The sequence below is a fragment of the Mycobacterium sp. TY815 genome (assembly GCF_030755135.1).
In the GTDB taxonomy this organism is placed as follows: Bacteria; Actinomycetota; Actinomycetes; order Mycobacteriales; family Mycobacteriaceae; genus Mycobacterium.
The window spans coordinates 3,496,433-3,519,773 of the sequence record NZ_JAUFRX010000001.1; the positions used below are offsets into that span (position 1 = coordinate 3,496,433).

The following is a 23,341-nucleotide window of genomic DNA, read 5'->3' on the forward strand; positions in this document are numbered from 1 at the left end:
TTTCAATAGGCTGCTGGTGTGAAGATCGCGCGCCGGGAAACACTGGCGGTCGCGACCGCGGCCGTGCTGGTGGCTGCCGCGTTCGTGCTGCCCCGGATGAACGTGGGCGTCAAGCCACGGTCGGATATCGGGCTGGAGCGGTTCGCGATGCGCGCCGGCGCCGCGCCGATCTTCGGCTACTGGGACATCCATTTCGGATGGGGCACCGCGGCGGCGATCGTCATCGCGGCCGCCACGGTGTTGTGGGGTCCCGTTGCGGCACAACGTCTTTCCTGGCGTGTCCTGCTGGCCGGCAGCTGGGCAACCGCGGCCGCGTGGGCGTTTTCGCTGGCGATGATCGACGGCTGGCAACGCGGCTTCGCGGGCCGCCTGACGACCCGGGACGAATACCTCTATGAGGTGCCGGGGATCACCGACATCCCGGCGACACTGCGGACCTTCGCGAGCCGGATCGTCGACTTCCAGCCGCATTCCTGGACCACGCACGTCTCCGGTCACCCGCCGGGCGCGCTGCTGACTTTCGTGTGGCTGGACCGGATCGGCCTGCACGGCGGAGCCTGGGCCGGGCTGTGGTGCCTGCTGGTGGGTTCCAGCGCCGCGGCGGCCGTGCTGGTCGCCGTCCGCGCACTGGCCGGTGAGCGGACCGCACGCCGCGCAGCCCCGTTCGTCGCGGTGGCCCCGACAGCAATCTGGATCGCGGTGTCGGCCGACGGCTACTTCGCCGGTGTCGCGTCCTGGGGCATCGCGCTGCTGGCGCTGGCAGTGCACGGCGGCGTCCGGTTTCCGGCGCTGGTTGGCTCGGCCGCCGGGCTGGTCCTGGGCTGGGGGATCTTCCTCAGCTACGGCCTGGTGCTGATCGGGTTGCCGGCCCTTGCGGTGCTGCTTTCGGCGGCCGACTGGCGGGCGGCGCTCCGCGCGCTGGGGCCGGCCGTGCTGGCCGCGGTGGCCGTGGCGGCCACCTTCGCCGTCGCAGGGTTCTACTGGTTCGACGGCTACACCCTGGTGCAGCAGCGCTACTGGCAGGGCATCGCCAAGGACCGGCCGTTCCAGTACTGGAGTTGGGCCAACCTGGCGTGCGTGGTGTGCTCGATCGGGTTCGGGTCGGTGGCAGGCATCACCAGGGTGTTCGACGCCGCCGCCGTCCGGCGACGCTCCGGCCTGCACCTGCTGCTGCTGGCGACGCTGGCGGCGGTCATCTGCGCCGACCTGAGCATGCTGAGCAAGGCCGAGACCGAGCGGATCTGGCTGCCGTTCACCGTGTGGCTCACCGCCGCACCGGCGCTGCTACCGGTGCGCTCCCACCGGGCCTGGCTGGCCGTCAACGCCGCCGGGGCGCTGGTGCTGAACAGCATCATCTTCACGAACTGGTAGCCACGCCCTCGGTGATGCGGGCGAAGCGGCTGCCCGGCTCACACGCCTGACGCATCGCGGCGAGGTCCTCGATCACGTCGATGTCGGCCAGCGGCTGCACCATAGCCACATCAATCCCATTGTCCCGCAGGGCTTTACACGTCAGGTCACCAGTGTCGGACTGCGACATCGGGATACCCCGCAGACACTGAGCGGCAGCCGGATCCTGCACCCCGAGCACCCACCAGCCACCGTCGAGCGCCATTCCCAGCACCGCCATCGACTCGGTCAGCGTGCGGGCGCACTCGGACAGCAGTTGCGCGCTCACCTGCGGCGTGTCCATCCCGATCTGCAGCACCGGGTAGCCGGCGGTGCCGGCGTCGGCGTGCGCGTTGGCCAGACGGTCGGCGAAATCGTCGCCGCGCTGTCCGATGACGGTGAACGCGCCGAGCCGCTCCCGGATCTCGGCCGATGCGGCAGCGTTGTCCAGGTCACCGGTCAGGGCCACCACCCGGGCGGCCACCGGCGCCGCGACCACCGCGTCCAGCGTGTCGAGCAGCGCGGCGGCGGCGATCTCGGCGGCCATATGATCGCCGACCGTCGCGGCCAGCCGGGTCTTGGCGCGTCCGGGCTCGGGGGCTTTGGCGACCACCAGGACAGTGACCGGCACAGTCACGAAATCACCTTCCAGAAGTCCAGGATCGCGGTGATGCTGCCCCGCAGGGATCCGCTGACCTTGGATTTGCCGCCGGTGCGCGGGCCGTAGCTGACGTCGAGTTCGACCACCCGCCAGCCCGCGGCCGCGGCGCGAACCAGAAGTTCCAGCGGGTAGCCCGATCGCCGGTCCTCGACGCCCAGATCCAGCAGCGCCTGACGCCGGGCCACCCGCATCGGCGCGATGTCGTGCACCGGCAACCGGTGGCGGGTGCGCAGCCGCCAGCTCATCACCACGGTGCCCACCCGGGCTACCCACGGCCAGTGCAGGCCGGGCACCGGGCGGCGTCGCCCGGTCACCATGTCGGCTCCACGGTCCAGCTCGGCGACCAGCCGGGGCAGGTCACCGGGATCCATCGAGCCGTCGGCGTCGATCACCGCGACGATCGGTGTGGTCGCGGCGACCACACCCGCATGAACGGCAGCGCCGTACCCGGGCCTCGACTCGGCGACCACCCGGGCGCCGTGGCGGGTAGCCACCGCCGCGGTGCCGTCGGTGCTGTTGTTGTCCACCACCAGCGCCTGGTACCCGGGCGGGATGGCGTCGAGTACCGCCGGCAAAGACTCTTCTTCGTTGAGGCAGGGCAGTACGACAGTCACATCGGACATGAGAAATCCTGACGTCGCGGGGTCAGCTCACCGGGGACCGCTGCCGCCGCTGCCGCCGCTGCCGCCTGATGGCGGCTTGGGCGCCTGCTGCGTCGGCGGCTTCGGGGCCACGGTCTGCGGTGCCTGGGTCTGCGGCGCCTGGGTTCTCGGCTGCGGCGCCTGCGTGGGCTGCGGCGCATACGTCGGCTGCGGCGCCTGCGTCGGCTGCGGCGCATACGTCGGCTGCGGGGCTGCGGTGGTGGGCTGCGGCGCGTAGGTCGTAGGCGCGGGGGCTGCGGTGGTGGGCTGCGGCGCGTACGTCGTGGGCGGAGTAGTCACCACCGCCGTGGTCGGCGGCGTCGTCGCCGCCGTCGTGGGCGGCGTGGTTGGAGGTGTCGTCGGCGGCGTGGTCGGCGGAGTCGTGGGTGGCGTCGTCGGAGGTGTCGTCGGCGGCGTGGTCGGCGGAGTCGTGGGAGGCGTCGTCGGAGGTGTCGTCGGCGGCGTCGTGTACTGCGTCGTCGGCGGCGTGGTCGGCGGCGTCACGATGGGCCAGGTCGGCATGCCCGGCTGCCAGCCCGGGTACGGCGGAATGAAGATCGGCACCGGCAGCGGCGCCGGAACCGGGACCGGGGCGGCCGGCTCGGGCACCGGTGCGGGAGCGGCGGGCGCCGGACGCGGAACGTTCTGCACGGCGGGAATGCTGCCGCCCTGGAAACCTGCGGTGGGCAGATCGGGCGGCGGCGGGGGCACCGGCGCCTGCTGCTCGGTCGGCAACAGCGGCATGAACTTGCCCGGCTGGGCGTTCTGGTGTCCTTCGACGGGCAGCGTGGAGGCGGTCGGGCGGACGGTGACCGCCACCGCGACGGCCAGCGAAGCGAACCCGAGCACGGCGAACCCCATCACCGCGTTGCTGATCAGCAGTCGCCTGAGGTTGTGCGGCTTCCCGCCGGCCGCCTCGGGGTCGTCCTCGTCGAACCCGTCGTCGTACTCGTCGTAGCCGTCCCCGTAATCGCCGAAGCCATCGGTGTCGACCGGAAGAATGTCGTACTCGCTGGCCTGCGAATAGGCCAACTGTTCGTCACCGCCGCCAGGTTGGCCGGCGTCGGGCGAAGACACTCCGGGATCCAGGAAGGCGGTGGCATCGCCCGGGACCTGCGCCGCCATGGTGGCATCCGGAGAGGCGGTCGGAGCGGCCATGGTCGCATCGCCGGCAAACCCCTGGTGCCCATGTGCCTGATTGGCCAGGCCAGGGTGCGCCATCGTCGCGCCCAGTCCCGACGCATCCGGCGAGGACGTGGGACCGCCACCGGGTCCGCCGGCCGACAGACCAGGCGCATCCGGGGACGACGTGGGCCCGCCACCGCCGGACAGCGACGGTTGCGCCATCGTCGCGGCCCACCCGGAGGCGTCCGGGGACGACGTGGGACCACCACCCGGTCCACCGGCGGACAATCCCGACGCGTCCGGGGACGACGTGGGCGCGCCACCGGGGCCACCGGCCGACAATCCCGACGCGTCCGGGGACGACGTGGGCGCGCCACCGGGCCCGCCGCCGGCAAATCCCTGCTGACCCATCGGAGCGTTGAGCGACGAACCCGCGACGCCGGCCGGCCCGTCGGCCGGTATCACCGGAGCAGCCATCGTCGCATCGGCCGCCGCACCCTGGGCCAGCGCGAAGGTGGAATCGGGCGGGATCTGCACGCCCATCGTCGAAGCGGATTGCAGGTGGTCGGCGAACATCGCGGTCTGCTCGGGCGAGCTGCCCACCACCAGCACATCGTTGGGGCTGCCGGCCTGCCCGGGAATCTGGGCCATCAGCGTGTCGAACGTCGCACCCGGGTCATTCTCGACCGGCGTCGACGCCAACACGGTCGGCGGCGAGTCCGGATCCCCCGAGACCGCGAAGCTTGCCGTCTCATTACCGATCAGCAGCACCGCGGCAGCGGCCCGTCCCGGCCCCAGCAACGCGCCGGCCGCCTTCGACTCCGAAACCACCTCGACGTTGGGAACGCGCGCATAGTCCAGCGCCTGACGCAGTTGGTCGGCCCGGAACTGGTCCGACCACACCAGGCGGGTGGCCACCAGCCGGTGCCCTTCGTCAGCCAGCAACCGATTGGTGCCGACCACGGTTTCGGTCAGGTCCGCGACAGGGTCAGCCGAGAGCTCCACCGTCGACTGGTCGAGCACCTGGCTACCGCGGGCGGCCGCCTCTACCAGAGCCAGGCGTGCGACCTGGCCGGTGACGGCCACCCCCAACACGACATCCATTTACGGCTCCCCTTCGGCCGGCTACCCCAGAACCAGCAATGTCCCGGCTTCACTACACTTTGTACCGTCGGCAATATCCATTATTCGGGCGTTAAGGCAACCCCCATGAGCGCAGCGTAATCGGATTCCCACCCCCTAGGGATGCTCACCAACGATCCCGTACACGTTCATAACCTGTTCACAGCCACTGCCGTACATCCGAATGGAGAATATGTTCGCAAGGGAACAACGCAGCGGGCCCGGCAGGGGGTTCCCTTGTGCCACCACTGAACCTGCCCCAGCAGTACCCGACCTCGATCCCTGGGGGGCATCGTGAGCCTGAACACCGACGACACGCCGACCGGCCCCATCGTGGGTGCACGACCGGCGGCCCCCGGCCCGCCGGGTAACAACCGGCCAGGTCAGGGCCCACAACCTGGCAATTCGCTCGCACAGCGGCGCAACGCTTTCCGCGATATGGCCGCCCTTCTGCTCCTGCTGCTCGCCCTGGTGTTCCCCTGGAATCTGTACTTCGGCCTGGGGGTCCCCGACAGCAGCCTGCTGTGGTGGGGGCTGCTCGCGTCGGTGACACTGCTGTCGCTGCTCTCGCTGGTGGTGACACGCGGTCAGAAGGACACGGGCGCGAGCGCGCGGCTGCGACTCATCCTCAACGTTCCCTACCTGCTGCTGGTCGTGGGTTTCGTGGGTTACGACGTCGTCGAATCGATCATGTCGGGTGGCACCGTGCACGTGCCGGGCGGCGTCGGACCGGGCGGCTGGCTGGGCGCTGCTGGCGCACTGCTGGCAGCGCAACCGGCCCTGACCACCCCCACCATCGAAGAGACGCGCTACGAACGCTGGCTGCGCGGCGCCCGGTTACTGGGCTACGTCTCGATGTTCGGCGCGTCGTTGAGCGCCGGCTTCAACCTGTGCTGGCGGATCCGCTATGCGCTGCAGAACGCAGGCGGCTCGGAGGCGTTCGGCACCCGTAATACGACGGTCATTCTCAGCGCGGTGGTTTACGGCGTGGTCGCCCTGGCAGCGGTGTTGGTGGCCTCACGCTGGATCCTGCGCAACACCCCGGCATCCCGGTTCGCGATCTTCGCCCTGGGCGTCTCGTCGCTGCTCGCCGGCATGCTGGTGTGGGCCATGCCGGCCGGCCGCGAGATCGACGCGTTCCACGGCATCGCGCAGAACACCTCGACGGCGGGTGTGGGCTACGAGGGGTACCTCGCCTGGGCGGCGGCAGCGGCCCTGTTTATGCCGCTGACACTCTTCAGCGGCCCGGAGGTGTACCGGGACCGGGAGGTGTGGCGCAACGCGATCCGCAAAGGCCTGACGCTGATCGTCGTCTGGTGCTTCGGTTCGGCGCTGATGCGAATCACCGATCTGCTGGTCGCAGTCATGCTGAACTACCCCACCTTCCCGTACAACTCCCTGACGCTGGCCACCTTCGATGTGATGACCGGGGTGCTGGCGCTGTGGCTACGCGTCAGACTGGCCTCCGGGGCACTGCGGTCGCGGTTGATCACGTGGCTCGGCGGGCTGGTGTTCACCCTGGCGGTGTCCCGGGTGATCCTGGGCGTCGTGCTGGCACCGCGCTTCGAGCAGGCGGCGTCGGTCAGCCCGGTCTACGGCAACGATCTGGCCCAGCAGATCACCAGCACCTTCGACGTGACGCTGTGCGGCCTGTCCCTGTTCATCCTCGGGGCGATCATCGTCGCGGCACAGATCCGCAAACCGCGGCGCCGGCGGCGGCCGATTCAGCGTCCGGTCGCCGGCAACCGTCCCCCGGCCCCCATCCCGACCCGCCCGGGTGCTCCGCCGCCGCCGTCGGAGGCCAGGACGACACAGTTCGGGGCTCCCCGGACCCAGCACGAAGCACCCACCACGGTGCTGTCGGCGCCCGGCCCCGCGCCGCGGATCTTCCGTTCCAGCGAGACCACCGGACCGGTGCGCCCGAAGATCTTCCGGCCCCCGAACAACCCCTCGTAGTCGGCTACCGCAGCGGAGCGAACGCGAACTCGCGCAATCCCCGCTCCGGTTCGACGGCCGCCCGGAAACCCAGCACGTCGGCCGCCCGGGCGGGGTCGGCGACGATGTGTCGCACGTCCCCACTTCGGTACTGCCCGGTGACCACGGGTGACAGGTCGCCACCCCGCGCCCGGCACAACGCCTCAGCCACCTCCCGGATCGAGATGGGGCGCCCGGAGCAGACATTGGCCGCGGTGAATCCGCCCGGGCTTGCGGTCATCGCGGCGAGGTTGGCCGCTGCGATGTCATCGACGTGCACGAAGTCACGCATCTGACCGCCGTCTTCGAACACCCGCGGCGGTTCTCCCTTTTCCAGCGAGGAGCGGAAGATGGCGGCCACGCCGGAGTAGGGCGTGTCGCGCGGCATTCCCGGTCCGTAGACGTTGTGGTAGCGCAGCGCGACTACCGAACCGCCGGTGGCCTCCGCCCACGCCAGCGCGTAGTGCTCCTGCGCGGTCTTGCTCGCCGCGTACAGGCTGCGGGGGCGCAGCGCGGCGTCCTCGTCGACCAGTTGCCAGCCGACGGGTTCGCCGCAGTGGGGGCAGCGATGCTCGAAGTTCCCGGCATCCAGGTCGCTGCGCCGCCGTGGCTGCGGGTCGACCGGCCCGTGCTCCTCACACCGGTAGCGGCCTTGCCCGTAGACCACCATCGACGACGCCAGCACCAGGCGCGAGACGCCGGCGGCGAACATCTGTGCCAGCAACACCGTTGTGCCGAAATCGTTGTGCCCGCCGTACTCGGGCGCATCGGCGGCGTTCACCCCGGCGCCCACCATCGCGGCCTGATGACACACCAGGTCGACCCCGGCCAGTAGCGGGGCGAGGGCATCGGCATCGCGGACGTCGACCCGGTGACACCCCTCCGGCAGGACTGCGTCCGGACCGTGCGCCGCGGGCAGCAACACGTCGACGCCCACCACCTCATGACCGGCGGCCTTCAGCGCCGCGCCGACCCGGGAGCCGATGAATCCGGCCGCGCCGGTCAGCAGCACCCTCATGGCAGCTCGAACGGCAACGGGACCCCGGCGTGCTGCAGGCAGTGTGTGCAGGTGCGCTCGGCCGCGACGCCACTGATCGCAGAGCGCACCAACTGCTTGAACATCTCGATGTTCTGCCCGAACTCGGCGAACACATCGACGCCCTTCACGCCTTCACCGACGGTCACGCCGGCATCCACGTCGGTAATCAAGGCTATTGCGGCATAACATAATTCGAGTTCCCGGGCGAGGATGGCCTCCGGATACCCGGTCATGTTGACCAGGCTGAAGCCGGCCGCGGCGAACCACTGGCTTTCCGCGCGGGTGGAGAACCGGGGCCCCTGGATCACCACCATGGTCCCGCCGTCGACCACGTCGGGCAGGGCGGTGACCGCGGCGCGCAGCGTCGGGCAGTACGGGTCGGCGAAACTGGTGTGCACCCCGCCGGTGTCGAAATAGGTGTCGGCCCGGCCGCTGGTGCGGTCGACGAGCTGGTCGGGCACCACCACCGCGCCCCGCTCGATCCGGGGGTTCAGGCTGCCGACCGCGCAGGGCGCGAACACCCGCCGGACGCCCAGCGCACGCAGCGCCCACAGGTTTGCCCGGTAGGGGACGGTGTGCGCCGAGTACTCGTGCTTGGCGCCGTGGCGCGGCAGAAAGGCGACCTCATGCCCGCCGACGGCGCCGATGGTGATCGGGGCGCTGGGTTGCCCCCACGGGGTGTCCGGACGGACGGTGCGGGTGTCCGAATCGAAGAACGTATAGAAGCCGGTACCGCCAATCACTCCGAGCACCCGCGCAATCTTATGCATAGGGCAGGATGCGGTGGTGGCCAGTTTTGCCCAGTGGATCTCTGGAGCGCGCCCGCGCACGCTGCCGAACGCGGTAGGCCCCGTGATCGCAGGCACTGGCGCGGCCGCGTGGCTGCACGGCGCGGTGTGGTGGAAGGCGCTGCTGGCGTTGGCTGTGGCCCTGTCGTTCATCGTCGGCGTCAACTACGCCAACGACTACTCCGACGGCATCCGCGGCACCGACGACGAGCGTGCCGGCCCGGTGCGGTTGGTCGGTTCGCGGCTGGCGGCCCCGCGCGCGGTGCTGACCGCGGCGCTGGTGAGCCTCTTCGTCGGGTGCGTGGCCGGACTGGCCCTGGCCCTGGTCAGCGCCCCGTGGCTGATCGCGGTGGGCGCCGTGTCGGTGCTGGGGGCGTGGCTCTACACCGGCGGGTCCCGGCCTTACGGCTATTCCGGTCTGGGCGAGGTCGCGGTATTCGTCTTCTTCGGCCTGATCGCGGTGCTCGGCACGCAGTACACGCAGGCCCTGCGGGTCGACTGGGTGGGTCTGGCACTCGCGGTGGGCATCGGGGCGCTGTCGTCATCGGTATTGGTGGCCAACAACCTGCGGGACATCCCGACCGACTCGCAGTTCGGAAAGATCACCCTGGCGGTGCGCCTGGGCGACGGCCGCACCCGCGTGCTCTATCACACGCTGCTGGTCGTCCCCGGTCTGCTGACGCTGGTGCTGATGCTTGCGACGCCGTGGTGTGCGGCCGGGCTGATCGCCGTGCCGCTGGCTTTGCGGGCCGACAGTCCGGTGCGGTCCGGCCGCGGCGGGCCGGAGCTGATCCCGGTGCTGCGTGACACCGGGCTGACCATGGTGGTGTGGTCGATTGCGGTGGCTGCCGCGCTGGCGTACAGCGGGCACGCCTAGAGTCGATCACGGCCCCGGCGGCATCAGGGAAGTTGCCGCGGCGGCGGGAAGGACACGGGTAATGACGGAGATCGCCACGGTCAGTGGCCCCACGAACGTCGGACTGCTCAGTGTCGGGGCATACCGTCCCGAACGTGTCGTCACCAACGACGAGATTTGCCAGAACATCGATTCGTCGGACGAATGGATCTACTCGCGCACCGGAATCAAGACTCGCCGGTTCGCCGCTGACGACGAATCCGCTGCCTCGATGGCGGCCGAAGCGTGCCGGCGGGCACTCAAGAACGCCGATCTGAGTGCCTCGGACATCGACGGCGTGATCGTCACCACCAACACCCACTTCCTGCAGACACCGCCGGCAGCCCCGATGGTCGCGGCGGCCCTGGGCGCCAAAGACGTTCTGGGCTTCGATATCTCAGCGGGCTGCGCTGGGTTCGGCTACGCGTTGAGCACGGCGACCAACATGATCCGCGGCGGGGGTGCCCGCAGGATGCTCGTGGTCGGCACCGAGAAACTGTCCCCCACCATCGACATGTACGACCGCGGCAACTGCTTCATCTTCGCCGACGGCGCCGCCGCGGTGGTGGTGGGCGAGACACCGTTCCAGGGCATCGGACCGACCATCGCGGGCAGTGACGGTGAACAGTCCAGCGCGATCCGTCAGGACATCGACTGGATCACGTTCGCGCAGAACCCAAGTGGCCCACGCCCATTCGTGCGGCTGGAAGGTCCGGCGGTGTTCCGCTGGGCGGCCTTCAAGATGGGAGACGTCGGGCGGCGAGCTCTGGAGGCAGCGGGCGTCGGACCCGACCAGATCGACGTATTCGTGCCGCACCAGGCCAATACCCGCATCAACGACCTGCTGGTCAAGAACCTGCAATTGCGACCGGACACCGTCGTCGCCAACGACATCGAGAACGCCGGGAACACGTCGGCGGCGTCCATCCCGCTGGCGATCGCCGAACTCATGGACTCCGGAGCCGCCAAACCGCAGGACCTTGCCCTGCTGATCGGATACGGCGCCGGCCTGACCTACGCCGCGCAGGTGGTGCGACTGCCGCTGCACAGCGACTGAGCGCTACTCCTCGGGTGTGACGGCCTCGCCGCGCAGCCGGGCCTGTAACTGCTCGCGTTCCCGTCGGCGGCGCTCTCCGGCCACCGCCAGGGTCGCCGTCGCGCGCTGCCGCAGCGGGCTGAACACCCACATGCCCAACGGCATCGAAATGATCAGACCGCCCAGTGCGGCAACGAAAAGCGGGAAATCGGCCACCCCGACCAGACGGGCGAGTCCGTAGATGGCAGCGGTGACCACACCGAACAGCAGCAGCCGGGCCGTCACGTACAACAGGACTGCGACGACGCTCCGGCCGGCGGCTGAGCGGTCACCGGTCTTGTCGTTAGGCGCTTCTGGCACAGCTTGAGCCTACGGCGCGGGTATATTTGCCCAAAGGAGGTGTCGAGTGCTTTACCTGCTCGTCGTCCTTGTTCTGGGGACGTTGATCTATCTCGGCTGGCGCGCGGCGCGGTCGCAGACCAGCCCGCCGAAGACCCGCGTCATCGGGCCCGACGACGATCCGGAGTTCTTGCGACGACTGGGCGATAACAAGCCGCGCTAGACGAAGTTCGGATTGGTGCGCCGCTGGTCGGCCGGGAAACCGTCGGCGACCACGGCAGCCAGCTCCGCGACCGCCTCACGGGTGTCGCGCTTCATGCGGTCCAGGCTGATTTCGGCGCCTTCCTCCAGGTGAGCGTCGAAGGGCACCACCCGCACTGCGCGGCACCGCCGGGCGAAGTGCTCGATCACCTTGTCCATGTCCACCTTGCCGGAGCGTGACCGCACCGCGTTGATCACCGCGACGGAGTTGCGCACCAACTCTTCGTAGCCGTGCGCCTCCAGCCAGTCCAGAGTCGCCGAGGCGCTGCGGGCGCCGTCGATCGACCCGGAGGCGACGACGATCAGCACGTCGGACTTCGACAGCACCGCCGACATCGTCGAGTGGAGCAGTCCGGTGCCGCAGTCGGTGAGCACCAGGCCGTAGAACCGTTCCAGGATGTCGAGGGTGCGGGTGTAGTCGTCGCCGTTGAACGCCTCGGAGACGGCCGGGTCACTCTCGGAGGCCAGCACTTCGAGCCCGTCGGAATTCTGCGAGGTGTAACCGCGGACGTCGCTGTAGCGGTCGATGCTGTCCGCGTCACGCAGCAGGTGCCGGACGGTCGCCGGCGTCTCGAGCGGGACCTTCTGGCTCAGCGTGCCGCGGTCGGGGTTGGCGTCCACCGCGACCACCCGGTCGCCCCGGACGGACGCGAAGGTGGACCCCAGGGATGCGGTGATGGTGGTCTTGCCCACGCCGCCCTTCAACGACAGCACGGCGATGCGGTAGCAGCCACGCAGCGGCCGGTTGATCTGAGCCACCAGGTTGTTGTGGCGGGTCGCGCGCGGACCCTCACCGAGGTTGATCAACTGTCCGGACAGCACGTAGAGCGCCCGGCGCCAGCCCTCTGATGGTGGCGGCTTGACGGGCCGCAGCAGGACGGTGGTGGACAGCTCGGGATATGGCGCATGCGGCAGCGGCTCCGGCCGGAACTGGGGCCGCTCGGGCGCGCTGGGGGCCTCGGGTGGTCCGGGGTAGTACGCGCCGTAGGCCGTCGGGTCCACCCGGGTGACGCCGGAAACCGGTCCGGTCGACGGGCCGGGGTCCCACTGGGGACGCTCGCGTTCGACGGTCTGCTGGGGTGCGGGGCCCGCCTCGACGGCAGGGCTACGCCGCTCGGTGCGGAACCCGCTGAACGCGCGGGTAGGCGCGTCGCCGACCGGGTCTGCCGGCTTGAACTGCGCGGTCGGCTGATCCGGGCTAGCCGGGGTTTCTCCGTTGCCCGGGTGAACCCGCGGCGCCCCCGCGCCGGGTGTCGGGTGCTCTGACACTCCTACTCCCCCTCTCTCTCGCGTTGGTCAGCCCACGCCCGCATAGGAGTGCAGGCCGACCGTCACCAGGTTAACGAAGAACAGGTTGAAGACCATGGCGACGAAGCCCGCGACATTGATCCAGGCCGCCTTGCGATCGCGCCATCCTGCCGTTGACCTGGCGTGGAGATACGCGGCGTACACCACCCATGCGATGAACGACACCGTTTCCTTGGGGTCCCAGCCCCAGTACCGGCCCCAGGCTTCCTCGGCCCAGATCGCGCCGAAAATGACGCCGAATCCGAATACCGGGAAGGCGAAGATCGTGGTGCGGTAGGCGATCCGGTCCAGCGTCTGCGCATCGGGGAACCGCTGCACCAGCCGCGGCAGCCGGCCCTGGGCGCCGGGATCACCGAACCGCGACGTGCGCAACAGGAACAGGATGCTGGAGATGCCGGCGACCATGAACACCCCGGACCCGAGGCTGACCACCGACACGTGGATGGGCAGCCAGTAGGACTGCAGGGCGGGCATCACCGGTGCGGCGTTGGTGTAGAGCCAGCGTCCGGACACCGTCAGCAGGATCAGGATCGGCAGCAGCAGAAAGACCCACAGCGGACGGTACTGGGGCCGGCGCAGCACGACCGCGCCCGCGATCAGCCCTGACATGCAGGTCAGGTTGATGAACTCGTACATGTTGCCCCACGGCACCCGCATGGTGGCCAGCCCGCGCAGCACGATGCAGACGAACAGCAGGCCGATGCCCAGGTACAGCACCGCCAATCCGGCCCGGCCGACGCGTTCGTCCAGCGGCCGCTGTGGTGCCTCCGCGACGATGCCGGGCGCGGCGCTGTCGGTGGTCACAGTCGCGGCGCCGACGGCGACGGTTTCGAGCTTGCGGGCGCGGACGTAGGCAAGCTCGTAGGCCAGCAGCAGCAGCGCCACCACCAGCGCCACTACGGCCGAGGTGAACGCCCAGTCGGAGTACCGGGCCAGACCGATGTTGATGTGCTGGGTATTCATGTGACGTCCACTTTCGTTTCGGCTCGTTCGGCATCTGGGACTGCGCCAAACCCGGCCACCAACCGCTCGGTCAGCCGCTCGAACTCGTCGCCCCATCCGGAGTTGTCGGTACGAGCCAGGCCGCCCAATTCGACGTCAACGGTATCCGCAGTGGGCGTGAGGCGAACCCACACGCGGCGCCGGCGTACCAGCAGTGACACCAACAGTCCGGCCATCATCGTGATGGCGAAGACCAGCACCCAGACCTGTCCGGGGTCGTGCGAGACCTGCAGGTTGACGAACGGCACCGCACCGTCGAAGCGGACCGTCGTGCCGGCCGCCGGCCCCTGGTCGATCCGGACCTGTTCACCGACGCGCAGGTTGACCCGCTTCTCCTTGGTCAACCGGCCCTGTTCGATCAGCCGCGGGTCGAGGTTGAACAGCGACTGGGGCCGCCCGGTGTCCAGTCCGGTGTCGCCCCGGTAGATGTCGATGGCCACAGCCGGGTCGTTGAGCGCCGGGAACCGCGACGACAGCAGCGCGCCGTCGAGCTGTTCGGTGGGCGCCAGCAGGCCCTGAATCGCGATCTCGTGTTGCCGTCGCTCCTCGGCGGTTGGATAGCTGCCGGCCGGCGGATCGATGCGCGCCACGCCGGAGGACAGCAGGGTCTGCGGGTTATCGGGCCGCCACTGCACGGTCGAGGTGCGGGTCTGACCGTTGGGGAACGTCACGGTGAAGGTGGGGGCGTAACCGTGGCCCTGCAGGTACACCCGGTTGCCGCCGATGCGCAGGGGGTGGTTGACCTCGAGCCGGTAGGGCCGCCAGGTGTTGGACGTCAGGTCGTCCCCGGCCTGGTAGGCGATGTCGGCCGCGAACGAGGTGGCCTGCCCGGACGGCAGGTAGTTCGCTTGAAAGTTGTTGACCCGCAAGCAGATCGGGTGCAAAGACGTGCCGTCGACGGTGTTGCCGGCGCGGAACGAATCGAACGCTGCCGGCGTCGCCGAACAGAATCCGGGTCCGCCGTCGGCGATGACGATCACGTTGCCCTCGTAGCCGAACAGCTTCCCCGCCGCGACGGCGACCAGCAGACCGAGCAGCGAGAAGTGAAAGACGAGGTTGCCGAACTCCCGCAGGTAGCCCTTCTCGGCGGAGACTTCGACGGTGTCACCGGTACGCCGCGTGGTGGTGCGCCACCCGCGCAGCCGGTCGGTGACCGTCGTGGCCAGGGCTTCCGGGTCGCCCACGGCCCCTGCCCGGGCATGCTTGGGCAGTCTGCTCAGATTGCGTGGCGCGGCCACCGGCCTCGCCCGCAGGCTGCGGGCGTGCTCGACGATCCGCGGGGTCAGGCAGCCGACCAGCGACACGAACAGCAGCACGTAGATAGCCGTGAACCAGAAGCTGGAGAACACGTCGAAGGCCTGCAACTCGTTGAGCCACGGCCCGATCACCGGATGCGTATGCAGGTATTCGTCGACTTTGCCGGCGTTGAGGCTGCGCTGCGGCAGCAGCGCTCCGGGGATAGCGCCCAGGGCAAGCAGGAACAGCAGCACCAGCGCGGTGCCCATCGACGTCAACGACCGCCAGGTGTTGCGCACCTTCCCCGCGACCAGACGCAAAAACCCCCGGGAGCGGGCGCTCCGGGGTTCTTTTGTGTCTGCTCGCACCATCAGATCGGCAGCCTCACGTCGGAGACGAAGGCGTCACGCAGCCACGACACGAAGTCGTTCCACACCCCGGTGACCAGGGCCGCGCCCACCGCGATCAACAACACGCCGCCGAACACCTGGATCGTCCGGGTATGGCGGCGCAGCCAGCCCAACCCGGCCATCGCACTCGCCGAGCCGAACGCCAGCAACACGAACGGAATGCCCAGCCCCAGGCAGTACGCGATCACCAGCGCGATCCCACGGGCCACGTTGGCGCCGTCGGTGGCGGAGGCCACCGTGATCACCCCGGTCAGCGTCGGGCCCAGGCACGGCGTCCAGCCCAGCGCGAACACCGCGCCCAGCAGTGGCGCTCCCGCGACCGAGGTCCACTGCCGCGGGCTGAACCGGGCCTGCCGCTGCAGAGCCGGGATGAGCCCGACGAACACCAACCCCATGACGATGGTCAGCACGCCGCCGACCCGCTGCAACAGCAGCTGATTGGTGATCAGCGTGGTCGTCATGCCGAGCACGACGACGGTGCCCAGCACGAACACCGCGGTGAACCCGGCGACGAACAGCGCCGCCGATCCGGCGACCCGCCAGCGTGCGGTGGGCGGCGCCTTCAGGGTGCCGGCACCGTTGCCCGCCGGCTCGCCCTCTTCGACGCCCACCACCGCCGCCAGGTACGACAGATAGCCCGGCACCAGCGGCACCACGCACGGCGACGCGAACGACACCAGTCCGGCCAGTAGGCAGACCCCGAGTGCCACCACCAGTGGCCCGGCGGAGGCGATGTGGGCGAAACCGGTCACTGCGGTCCCGACGTCGGGGCCGGAGCTTCGGCGGCGATCCGCTGGACCACCGGCTGCAGGTCCTCCGCGAGCAGTTCGCGCAGGAACACCGCAGCTACCCGGTGTTGCCGGTCCAGCACCAGCGTCGAGGGAATCACGGTGGTCGGGTACTTGCCACCGAAGGCGATCAGGGTGCGCATCGGCGGGTCGTAGATCGACGGGAACGTCACATGCCGGTCGTTGACGAAGTCCTGAGCCGCCTCGCGGCTGTTGTCGCGGACGTCGATCCCGAGAAACGAGACGCCCGAATCACGAGTCGCGTCATACACCCGTTGTAGCTGGCCGATCTCGGCCCGGCACGGGCCGCACCACTGGCCCCACACATTGATGACGACGACCCGGCCGGGAAAGTCGTTCAGCGAGAGGGTCCGCGCCGGGTCGGTCAGGCTGGGCCCGGACAGGGCGCCCGGCCGGCCCCGGCTTTCCGGCGGGTTGTAGAAGATGTCGGTCTTGCCGCCCGGGGACACGAACTCGAAGGTCCCGCCCTGCGCGACGGCATCCTTCCCGGAGCAGCCCGAGAGCAGCCCCGCCACCACCATTGCGGTGACCACCCACCGCCCTACGTTCATCCGGCCGCCGGTTCTGCGTACTCCACGTCGACCAACCGGTCGCCTTCGTAGACCAGCGACGTCACCGACGCCAGCCCACACTCCCGCCGGCGCGGGTCGTGCCAGAGCCGTCGGCCCGTCACGTGCATTCGCAGCGTCCATACCGGCAACTGGTGGCTGACGCAGACCGCCTCGTGGCCGGCGGCACGCGCCCGCGCCTTGTCCGCCGCGGCCGCCATCCGGGCGGCGATCTCGGCATACGGCTCACCCCAGGACGGGGTGAAAGGGTTGCGCAGCTGCCACCACACCCGCGGGTCGCGCCAGGCGCCGTCACCCGGACTCACCTTGCGGCCTTCGAAGAAGTTGGCCGATTCGATCAGGTCGGGGTCGGTGTCCACCATCAGGTTGTGCCGGGCGGCGATGGGTGCGGCGGTCTCCTGGGCCCGCTGCAGGGGCGAGGCGATCACTGCGACGATGTCGCGGTGCGCCAGGTAGTCGGCGACCGCGGAGGCCTGTGCGGCACCGTTCTCCGACAAGCGGAAACCGGGCAGCCGCCCGTAGAGGATGCCGCTGGGGTTGTGCACCTCGCCGTGCCGTATGACGTGGACCCGGGTCTGTTCGGCCATCAGGTTCGTTCCTCCTGTGCCGCGGCGGCGGCCGCGGCGGGTAGCGCGTCGGCGATCCGCTCGAAGGCCGCGTCGTCCAGAGCGGCCGAGACGAACCACGCCTCGAAGGCGCTGCACGGTGGGTAGACGCCCCCCTCGAGCAGAGCATGAAAGAACGGCGCATAGCGCCAGGTCTGGCTGGCCCGCGCGGATGCGAAGTCGGTCACCGGTGTTTCGGTGAAGAACACGCTGAGCATGTTGCCCCCACGCTGAATCTGGTGCGCAACACCGGCATTCGTCAGCGCGTCGGCGAGCAGGCCGGACAGCCGGTCGGCGTTGGCGTCCAGTGCGGCGTACACGGAGTCGTCCGCGGCGCGCAAGGTGGCCAGCCCGGCCGCCATTGCCACCGGGTTACCCGACAGCGTGCCGGCCTGGTACACCGGCCCCAGCGGGGCCAGTCGCTCCATCACCTCGACCCGGCCGCCGAACGCCGCGGCGGGCAGGCCGCCGCTCATCACCTTGCCGAAGGCGAACAGGTCTGCATCGACGGGATCTATTCCGTACCAGCCACTGCGGCTCACCCGGAATCCGGTCATCACCTCGTCGACGATCAGCAGCGCGCCGTGCTCGGCGGTGATCGCGCGCAGCGCCGCGTTGTAGCCCGGTGCCGGCGGGACCACCCCCATGTTGCCGGGGCTGGCCTCGGTGATCACCGCGGCGACCTGCTCCCCGAACCGGGCAAAGGTCTCCTGAACCGCATCAATGTCGTTGTAGGGCAACACGATCGTGTCGGCTGCAGCCGCCCCCGTCACGCCGGGGGACGACGGCAGACCCAGGGTGGCCACCCCCGACCCCGCGTCGGCCAGCAACGCATCCGCATGCCCGTGGTAGCAACCGGAGAACTTGACGATCTTGGGCCGGCCGGTGAAGCCGCGGGCCAGCCGGATGGCACTCATGGTGGCCTCGGTGCCGGAGTTCACCAGCCTGAGGCGCTCGACGGGGGCGACGCGTCCGATGATCTCGGTGGCCAGTTCGGTCTCGGTAGGAGTCGGTGCCCCGAATGAGAGTCCGTGCGCAGCGGCCTTGGTGACGGCGTCGACGACGGCGGGGTGAGCATGCCCCAGGATCATCGGCCCCCAGGAGCAGACCAGGTCGACGTACGTGTTGCCGTCGGCGTCGGTGAGCCGGCAGCCGTGTGCCTCGGTGATGAACCGCGGCGTGCCACCCACCGCGGTGAACGCGCGCACCGGCGAGTTCACCCCGCCCGGTATCACCGCGCAGGCGTCGGCGAACAGCTGCGCCGAGGCGCGCACCTGCGCGGTTGCCTGGTCAGTCCCCATGCTGACCAGTGTCCCAGCCGTGCCGACAGGATCAACTACAGGGTGTAAGAGTTACGTCATGCAACTACCCCAATGGCTGGCGCGCTTCAATCGCTACGTCACCAATCCCATCCAGCGACTGTGGGCCGGTTGGATCCCTCTGCACGGCATCCTGGCGCATGTCGGCCGCCGCTCGGGCAAGCAGTACCGCACTCCGTTGGTGGTGTTCACGGCCGACATCGACGGACGGCCCGGGGTGGTGATCATGCTGACCTACGGGCCGGACCGGGACTGGCTGAAGAATCTCAAGGCGGCCGGCGGCGGACGTTTGCAGCGCTACGGCAAGACCTTCGGGGTCACCGACCCGCGCGTGATGACCAAGCTCGACGCGGCGCCGTATGTCACCCGGGGGTTGCGGCCGGTGTTCACCCGGCTGCCGTTCGAGCAGGCCGTGCTGCTGGCCAAAAGCGAGTGACGCAACTCACCGAGATCCGGGAGCGGGCCGTCGCGCTGCAGGGCAGCCCGGCGAACGCGCTGGTCAACTTTGCCGGTCACACCGTCTCGCTGGTAGCGCTGATCGGCGTCCACGGCGGGAGACGCGTGGTCGGTGTCGCGTTCAACTCGATCGGCAGATTCGCCCAGAGTGGGATCCTGCGGGACCGGATGATTCCGCGGGTGCTTGCGGCGCCGCCGGACACGCTGCTGGACGGCTCGGGACGGCTCGACCCGGCGGCGGTGCTCGCCTGCGCGCTGCGCGACGAGAAACCGGGTGGGCACGGTGACCGCGCCGCCGCGGCCGCCGCGCTGGAACTGGCGTGCTGGGACCTCAACGCCAAACTCGACGACGAACCCGCCTGCGTGACGGTGGCGCGCAGCTTCGGCCGCGAACCACAGAAGTCGGTTCCGGTGTACGCCGCCGGGGGCTATTACTACCCGGGCGCCGGCCCGGACGCCCTGCGCGACGAGATGCGGTCCTACCTCGACCAGGGGTATGACGCGGTGAAGATGAAGATCGGCGGCGCGCCACTCGCCGACGATCTGGCCCGGGTGGACACCGTCGTCGACGTGCTCGGCGACGGCGGCCGCGTCGCGGTGGACGCGAATGGGCGGTTCGACCGGTCCGCGGCCACCGAGTGGGCCGCGGCGCTGGCCGGCTACCGGTTGCGCTGGTACGAAGAGCCGGGCGATCCGCTGGATTTCGAGCTCAACCGTGCGGTGGCGGACTGTTACGGCGGCGCGATCGCCACCGGGGAGAACCTGTTCTCGGTGCCCGACGTGGTCAACCTGGTCCGGTATGGGGGCATGCGGTCCGGCCGGGACATCTTCCAGATGGATGCCGGGCTGAGCTATGGCCTGACCGAGTACGCGCGGATGCTCGAGGTACTCGAAGCGCACGGGTTCGACCGCCGCTTCGCCTACCCACACGGCGGCCACCTGATCAATCTGCACATTGCCACCGGACTGGGTTTGGGTGGCTGCGAGTCCTACCCTGGTGTCTTCCAGCCGTTCGGGGGCTACTCAGAAGGCTGCGCGGTGCGCGACGGCAGGATCACGCCGACGCAGGCACCGGGCTTCGGGCTGGAACTCAAGCACGGCCTGGCCGAGGCGATCGCCGAACTGACAGCTTAGGAGCACAGCGATGAAAGTGGCGGTAATCGGCTGCGGTGCAATGGGTTCCATCTACGCCGCCAAACTCGCCGCCGCGGGCAACGAGGTACTGGTCGTCGACCGGCACCAACCGGGCATCGACCAGATCGCCCGGCACGGCCTGCGGGTCACCGGGCCGGATTACGACCAGACGGTGCAACTGCGGGCTAACACCGTCGCGCCGGCGGAGACCATGGACCTGATCGTGCTGGCGGTCAAGGCCGCTGACGTGGCGACCGCCGCGCAGCAGGCCGTTCCGATGCTGGGCGACAAGACGTCGGTTTTGACCATTCAGAACGGCCTGGGCTCAGCGGACACCGTCGCCGACATCGTGGGCGACCAGCGATTGGCCGTCGGGATCGCCAGCGGGTTCGGCGCCGCCCGGGTGGCACCCGGACATGTGCGCCATAACGCCATGCGCGCCATGCGTTTCGGAGCCTATTCCTCGCTGCCACCGTCCACGGTCGAGTCGATCGCACAGGCTTGGGCCGATGCCGGATTCGACGCCGCGGCAGTCACCGACATCGCGGCAATGCAGTGGGAAAAGCTGATCTGCAATGTCGCCTACAGCGCGCCGTGTGCGCTGACCGGAATGACGGTCGGCCAGGTGATGGACGATCCGGAGATGGGCCCGGTCAGCCGGGCCGCGGCCAAGGAGGCATGGCGGGTGGCCTTCGCTTCGGACATCGACATCAAGGTCAGCGACCCCGTCGAACATGTCCGCACCTTCGGCGCCGGCATGCCGGACGCGAAGCCCTCGGCGCTACTGGATCACGAAGCACGCCGAGTCAGCGAGATCGACGTCGTCAACGGCGCGGTACCTCGCCAGGGAGCACGCGTGGGGGTCGACGCCCCGGTCAACGCCACCCTCACCGCGCTGGTCAAGACGATCGAACGGGGTTGGGCCACCGGGTGATTCACGGCATAGGCCGCCCTCCACCGGAATCCCCCGGCGACCGGGGAGGACACTGACTTCGCGCAATACGCAGCGGCACTTGGCGTTCCGATGCGCTGGGTGGGCGCCGCGACGCCAGTGTGCCCCCGGTGCTGGATCACCTAGACCTGGTCAGGTCCGTTGTGGCAGGGCCCTCGAGCAGGGTGCCGTCCGGCGCGAACCGCGACGCGTGCAGTGGGCACTCCCATGCCTGGTCAGCATCGTTCCAATTCACGATCCCGCCGAGATGGGTGCAGACGGGAGACACCGTGTGCTCCACACCGTCGACCACACAACGCGCCTGCAGGTTCCAGGGCGGCCCGCTGACCACCCCGCCGGACTTGGGACTGGACCGCCCGATTCGCGTCGACGGCGTGACCCAGCCTCGGGCCAGGTTGAATCCCACCTCGAGGTTTGCGCTCAAAGCGGTCGTCACCCCGGCCAGTTCGTGCGGACTCCAACTGGCGAACGCACCCGCCCAGTCCATCCGGCCGCCCAAAATGCGACTGGACAACGCCAGCGCGGCCGCCGGTCCGTTGGTCATCCCCCACTTGTTGAAACCGGTTGCCACGAAGATTTTTTCGTTGTTCGGCAGAATCGGTCCCACGTAGGGCAGCTGATCGATCGGCGTGTAGTCCTGCGCCGACCAGTAATGGGTCTGCTCGGCTCCGGGGAAATGTTCGCGCGTCCACCCGTCGAGTTCGGCGAGCGCCACCGAAGGACTTTTCTTCCGTCCCACCGGGTGTCCGGCGCCTCCGACGATCAGCACCTCCCCGTCCGGGGTCGGGGCATAGCGGACGGAGCGGGTCGGCGAGTCGGCCGAGATCATCATCGCCCGGGTGATCGGACCCGGCACCCGGTAAGCCATGCAGTAGGACCGGCTCGGTTTCAGCCGGGCGAAGTAACCACCCCGGTCGAGAATCGGGATGCCGGTTGCCAGCACGAGTTGCCGGGCGAACACCTCGGAGTCCGCCTCGGTGCCGTCCGCGGTCTGTTCGCCTGCGCCGGTGTTGACGTGCAGCCTGAGCCCATCACCACTGCTGGACACTTTGCGCACCCGCGCACCCTCGGCAAGCCGTCCGCCGCGATCGAGCAGTTCGACGACCAGACTGTCCAGGAAAGGGACCGGATCGAACTGCGCCTGCTCAGGCAGTCGCACGCCGCCGTGAAACGGAAAGGGAACCTCCGCACGGTCGTCCCACGTCACGGGCAGCCCGACAGCGCTGCACGCGAGCCATTCCGCGCGCGCCGCAGGCACACCCCGTGCCGATTGCGCGTAGGTGTACGCGTCCTCCCGTTGCACATCAATGTTGTGAGTGTCGCAGTGGTGCAGCACCCATTCCATACCTTCGCGATTGCCCTCGACATACGCCCTGGCGGTGCTTCGGCCATGCCGCGCAAGGATTTTGCTCAGGTGTGTGCTTTGCAGCAGGCTCATCTTGGCAGTGGTGTTTCCGCTGGCTCCGGCGGCCACTGACCGCGCCTCTAGTACCAGCACATCCTTGCCGGCACGGGCCAGCAGCACCGCTGTAATCAAGCCGGTGATCCCGGCTCCCACAACCACCACATCGGCGGATCCTCCGACGGATTCGGAGGTTCGGCCGTCCCACGGTTTTTGGCCGCGGTCAGCTAACCACAATGACACCATGGCTTAGGAAGTACCCACCGCGATCGGCGCGAAACAGCGTGCGTTGTGCCGCGCGGGCGTCTGCACCGTATCGCTATTTCGCTGTGCAACAGAATTTTTCGCTATTCGTCGATTTCGCGGAGACGACGTTTCACCCGATCTTGCCGGGGTACCAGTGCACCGCGGCGCCGGAGTCATCCACTTCGCGCCGACGACAGACGAACTAGATCAAACTGGTTCGGATCCGCTTGCGGCCGTTCGCGGCCGAAAGGAGTACATGACATGCGTAACACGATTGCTGCCGGCTGCGCCGCAACCGCACTTCTGTTCGGGGGAGCTGGTGTGGCAAATGCCGCCGTCGACCAGGCTCCCGTTCCCTCCGCAACGACCACCACGCTGGCCGACACCGACAACACCAACCAGCACAGTGACAACACCGGACTGTGGGGACTCGCCGGCCTCCTGGGTCTGGCCGGGCTCGCCGGGCTCAAGCGTCGCAACACCACCGACGCCGCGATCCAGCCGACCGCCACCCCCCGGCCCCCGGCCTGACGCCTTTATCAAGCGCCCTTGTCAGCGGACCCCGCTGACAAGGGCGTTTGCCTGCCCGGGCTGTTGCGTATGAGTCTCGACCCGATCTGGCC

Annotated in this window: 23 protein-coding genes; 9 read left to right on the forward strand and 14 right to left on the reverse strand. The window is 69.3% G+C overall.

What is annotated here, in order from left to right; genetic code table 11:
• Window positions 1-18 precede the first annotated feature (18 nt).
• Window positions 19-1,371, forward strand: a complete 1,353-nt coding sequence (locus QXK92_RS15135) for a hypothetical protein (RefSeq protein ID WP_306242474.1) — start codon at window positions 19-21, stop codon at window positions 1,369-1,371.
• On the opposite strand, the gene QXK92_RS15140 is transcribed toward QXK92_RS15135, so the two are convergent.
• The 3 genes from QXK92_RS15140 to QXK92_RS15150 are packed head-to-tail and all read right to left on the reverse strand — an operon-like array spanning window position 1,358 to window position 4,920.
• On the reverse strand, window positions 1,358-2,026 hold the full coding sequence (locus QXK92_RS15140) for a DUF2064 domain-containing protein (RefSeq protein ID WP_306242476.1): 669 nt from the start codon (window positions 2,024-2,026) through the stop codon (window positions 1,358-1,360). The genes QXK92_RS15135 and QXK92_RS15140 overlap by 14 nt on opposite strands.
• Entirely contained in the window at window positions 2,023-2,673 is a 651-nt protein-coding gene (locus tag QXK92_RS15145; protein ID WP_306242478.1) for a glycosyltransferase family 2 protein, read from the reverse strand. Before QXK92_RS15145 ends, QXK92_RS15140 begins: the two co-directional genes overlap by 4 nt.
• Window positions 2,674-2,700: 27 nt before the next feature.
• Entirely contained in the window at window positions 2,701-4,920 is a 2,220-nt protein-coding gene (locus tag QXK92_RS15150; RefSeq protein ID WP_306242480.1) for a hypothetical protein, read from the reverse strand.
• A 456-nt stretch (window positions 4,921-5,376) separates the two neighbouring features.
• On the opposite strand from QXK92_RS15150, the gene QXK92_RS15155 reads away from it, so the two are divergent.
• On the forward strand, window positions 5,377-6,894 hold the full coding sequence (locus QXK92_RS15155) for a hypothetical protein (protein WP_306244443.1): 1,518 nt from the start codon (window positions 5,377-5,379) through the stop codon (window positions 6,892-6,894).
• 4 nt (window positions 6,895-6,898) lie between these two features.
• Here QXK92_RS15155 and QXK92_RS15160 read toward each other — a convergent pair whose 3' ends face one another.
• A complete protein-coding gene (locus QXK92_RS15160; RefSeq protein ID WP_306242482.1) occupies window positions 6,899-7,930 on the reverse strand; it encodes an NAD(P)-dependent oxidoreductase in 1,032 nt (343 codons plus the stop codon).
• Entirely contained in the window at window positions 7,927-8,703 is a 777-nt protein-coding gene (locus QXK92_RS15165) for an S-methyl-5'-thioadenosine phosphorylase (protein WP_306242483.1), read from the reverse strand. Before QXK92_RS15165 ends, QXK92_RS15160 begins: the two co-directional genes overlap by 4 nt.
• Before the next feature lie 34 nt (window positions 8,704-8,737).
• On the opposite strand from QXK92_RS15165, the gene QXK92_RS15170 reads away from it, so the two are divergent.
• Entirely contained in the window at window positions 8,738-9,616 is an 879-nt protein-coding gene (locus QXK92_RS15170; RefSeq protein WP_306242485.1) for a 1,4-dihydroxy-2-naphthoate polyprenyltransferase, read from the forward strand.
• Between the two features lie 61 nt (window positions 9,617-9,677).
• Complete coding sequence (gene fabH / locus QXK92_RS15175) at window positions 9,678-10,691, forward strand: beta-ketoacyl-ACP synthase III (protein WP_306242487.1); 1,014 nt, start codon at window positions 9,678-9,680, stop codon at window positions 10,689-10,691.
• A 3-nt stretch (window positions 10,692-10,694) separates the two neighbouring features.
• On the opposite strand, the gene QXK92_RS15180 is transcribed toward fabH, so the two are convergent.
• Window positions 10,695-11,030 carry a DUF4229 domain-containing protein gene (locus tag QXK92_RS15180; RefSeq protein ID WP_306242489.1) on the reverse strand — a complete coding sequence of 112 codons (336 nt, stop codon included), beginning with the start codon at window positions 11,028-11,030 and terminating at the stop codon, window positions 10,695-10,697.
• 46 nt (window positions 11,031-11,076) lie between these two features.
• Here QXK92_RS15180 and QXK92_RS15185 point away from each other — a divergent pair, with 46 nt between their 5' ends.
• A complete protein-coding gene (locus QXK92_RS15185; RefSeq protein ID WP_120791670.1) occupies window positions 11,077-11,232 on the forward strand; it encodes a hypothetical protein in 156 nt (51 codons plus the stop codon).
• Here the strand turns inward: QXK92_RS15185 and QXK92_RS15190 are convergent.
• The 7 genes from QXK92_RS15190 to hemL all read right to left on the reverse strand — a co-directional run bounded on the left by QXK92_RS15190 (window position 11,229) and on the right by hemL (window position 18,510).
• Window positions 11,229-12,539, reverse strand: coding sequence for a MinD/ParA family protein (locus QXK92_RS15190; protein WP_306242491.1), 1,311 nt, complete (start codon window positions 12,537-12,539; stop codon window positions 11,229-11,231). The genes QXK92_RS15185 and QXK92_RS15190 overlap by 4 nt on opposite strands.
• Window positions 12,540-12,566: 27 nt before the next feature.
• On the reverse strand, window positions 12,567-13,541 hold the full coding sequence (ccsB, locus tag QXK92_RS15195; protein ID WP_306242493.1) for a c-type cytochrome biogenesis protein CcsB: 975 nt from the start codon (window positions 13,539-13,541) through the stop codon (window positions 12,567-12,569).
• Window positions 13,538-15,085 carry a cytochrome c biogenesis protein ResB gene (locus QXK92_RS15200; RefSeq protein ID WP_306244444.1) on the reverse strand — a complete coding sequence of 516 codons (1,548 nt, stop codon included), beginning with the start codon at window positions 15,083-15,085 and terminating at the stop codon, window positions 13,538-13,540. The genes ccsB and QXK92_RS15200 overlap by 4 nt, the downstream gene beginning before the upstream one ends.
• Window positions 15,086-15,186: 101 nt before the next feature.
• The gene (locus tag QXK92_RS15205; RefSeq protein ID WP_306242495.1) at window positions 15,187-15,978 is read right to left on the reverse strand and encodes a cytochrome c biogenesis CcdA family protein; all 792 of its coding nucleotides are present in this window, start codon (window positions 15,976-15,978) and stop codon (window positions 15,187-15,189) included.
• Complete coding sequence (locus tag QXK92_RS15210; protein WP_306242497.1) at window positions 15,975-16,586, reverse strand: TlpA disulfide reductase family protein; 612 nt, start codon at window positions 16,584-16,586, stop codon at window positions 15,975-15,977. Before QXK92_RS15210 ends, QXK92_RS15205 begins: the two co-directional genes overlap by 4 nt.
• Window positions 16,583-17,191 (reverse strand): histidine phosphatase family protein, encoded by a 609-nt coding sequence (locus tag QXK92_RS15215; RefSeq protein ID WP_306242499.1) that lies wholly within the window; start codon window positions 17,189-17,191, stop codon window positions 16,583-16,585. The genes QXK92_RS15210 and QXK92_RS15215 overlap by 4 nt, the downstream gene beginning before the upstream one ends.
• Window positions 17,191-18,510, reverse strand: a complete 1,320-nt coding sequence (gene hemL, locus QXK92_RS15220) for a glutamate-1-semialdehyde 2,1-aminomutase (protein ID WP_306242501.1) — start codon at window positions 18,508-18,510, stop codon at window positions 17,191-17,193. Before hemL ends, QXK92_RS15215 begins: the two co-directional genes overlap by 1 nt.
• 58 nt (window positions 18,511-18,568) lie before the next feature.
• On the opposite strand from hemL, the gene QXK92_RS15225 reads away from it, so the two are divergent.
• From QXK92_RS15225 to QXK92_RS15235, 3 genes are read left to right on the forward strand one after another with little or no spacing between them, the layout of a single operon-like run.
• Window positions 18,569-18,964 (forward strand): nitroreductase family deazaflavin-dependent oxidoreductase, encoded by a 396-nt coding sequence (locus QXK92_RS15225; protein ID WP_306242502.1) that lies wholly within the window; start codon window positions 18,569-18,571, stop codon window positions 18,962-18,964.
• Window positions 18,961-20,118 (forward strand): enolase C-terminal domain-like protein, encoded by a 1,158-nt coding sequence (locus QXK92_RS15230; protein ID WP_306242505.1) that lies wholly within the window; start codon window positions 18,961-18,963, stop codon window positions 20,116-20,118. Before QXK92_RS15225 ends, QXK92_RS15230 begins: the two co-directional genes overlap by 4 nt.
• A 10-nt stretch (window positions 20,119-20,128) precedes the next feature.
• Complete coding sequence (locus tag QXK92_RS15235) at window positions 20,129-21,052, forward strand: ketopantoate reductase family protein (RefSeq protein ID WP_306242507.1); 924 nt, start codon at window positions 20,129-20,131, stop codon at window positions 21,050-21,052.
• Window positions 21,053-21,188: 136 nt separating this feature from the next.
• Here QXK92_RS15235 and QXK92_RS15240 read toward each other — a convergent pair whose 3' ends face one another.
• Window positions 21,189-22,718, reverse strand: a complete 1,530-nt coding sequence (locus tag QXK92_RS15240; protein WP_306242509.1) for an FAD-dependent oxidoreductase — start codon at window positions 22,716-22,718, stop codon at window positions 21,189-21,191.
• Window positions 22,719-22,979: 261 nt separating this feature from the next.
• Here QXK92_RS15240 and QXK92_RS15245 point away from each other — a divergent pair, with 261 nt between their 5' ends.
• On the forward strand, window positions 22,980-23,249 hold the full coding sequence (locus QXK92_RS15245) for a WGxxGxxG family protein (protein WP_306242512.1): 270 nt from the start codon (window positions 22,980-22,982) through the stop codon (window positions 23,247-23,249).
• Window positions 23,250-23,341: the final 92 nt, after the last annotated feature.

Bases quoted from the DNA above. Each gene is read 5' to 3' on its own strand.
- fabH (WP_306242487.1), top strand. From the start codon at position 9,678: ATGACGGAGATCGCCACGGTCAGTGGCCCCACGAACGTCGGACTGCTC.
- QXK92_RS15215 (WP_306242499.1), bottom strand. From the start codon at position 17,191: ATGGCCGAACAGACCCGGGTCCACGTCATACGGCACGGCGAGGTGCAC.
- QXK92_RS15240 (WP_306242509.1), bottom strand. From the start codon at position 22,718: ATGGTGTCATTGTGGTTAGCTGACCGCGGCCAAAAACCGTGGGACGGC.
- QXK92_RS15160 (WP_306242482.1), bottom strand. From the start codon at position 7,930: ATGAGGGTGCTGCTGACCGGCGCGGCCGGATTCATCGGCTCCCGGGTC.
- QXK92_RS15145 (WP_306242478.1), bottom strand. From the start codon at position 2,673: ATGTCCGATGTGACTGTCGTACTGCCCTGCCTCAACGAAGAAGAGTCT.
- QXK92_RS15210 (WP_306242497.1), bottom strand. From the start codon at position 16,586: ATGAACGTAGGGCGGTGGGTGGTCACCGCAATGGTGGTGGCGGGGCTG.
- QXK92_RS15245 (WP_306242512.1), top strand. From the start codon at position 22,980: ATGCGTAACACGATTGCTGCCGGCTGCGCCGCAACCGCACTTCTGTTC.
- hemL (WP_306242501.1), bottom strand. From the start codon at position 18,510: ATGGGGACTGACCAGGCAACCGCGCAGGTGCGCGCCTCGGCGCAGCTG.
- QXK92_RS15235 (WP_306242507.1), top strand. From the start codon at position 20,129: ATGAAAGTGGCGGTAATCGGCTGCGGTGCAATGGGTTCCATCTACGCC.
- ccsB (WP_306242493.1), bottom strand. From the start codon at position 13,541: ATGAATACCCAGCACATCAACATCGGTCTGGCCCGGTACTCCGACTGG.
- QXK92_RS15155 (WP_306244443.1), top strand. From the start codon at position 5,377: ATGGCCGCCCTTCTGCTCCTGCTGCTCGCCCTGGTGTTCCCCTGGAAT.
- QXK92_RS15225 (WP_306242502.1), top strand. From the start codon at position 18,569: ATGCAACTACCCCAATGGCTGGCGCGCTTCAATCGCTACGTCACCAAT.
- QXK92_RS15150 (WP_306242480.1), bottom strand. From the start codon at position 4,920: ATGGATGTCGTGTTGGGGGTGGCCGTCACCGGCCAGGTCGCACGCCTG.
- QXK92_RS15200 (WP_306244444.1), bottom strand. From the start codon at position 15,085: ATGGGCACCGCGCTGGTGCTGCTGTTCCTGCTTGCCCTGGGCGCTATC.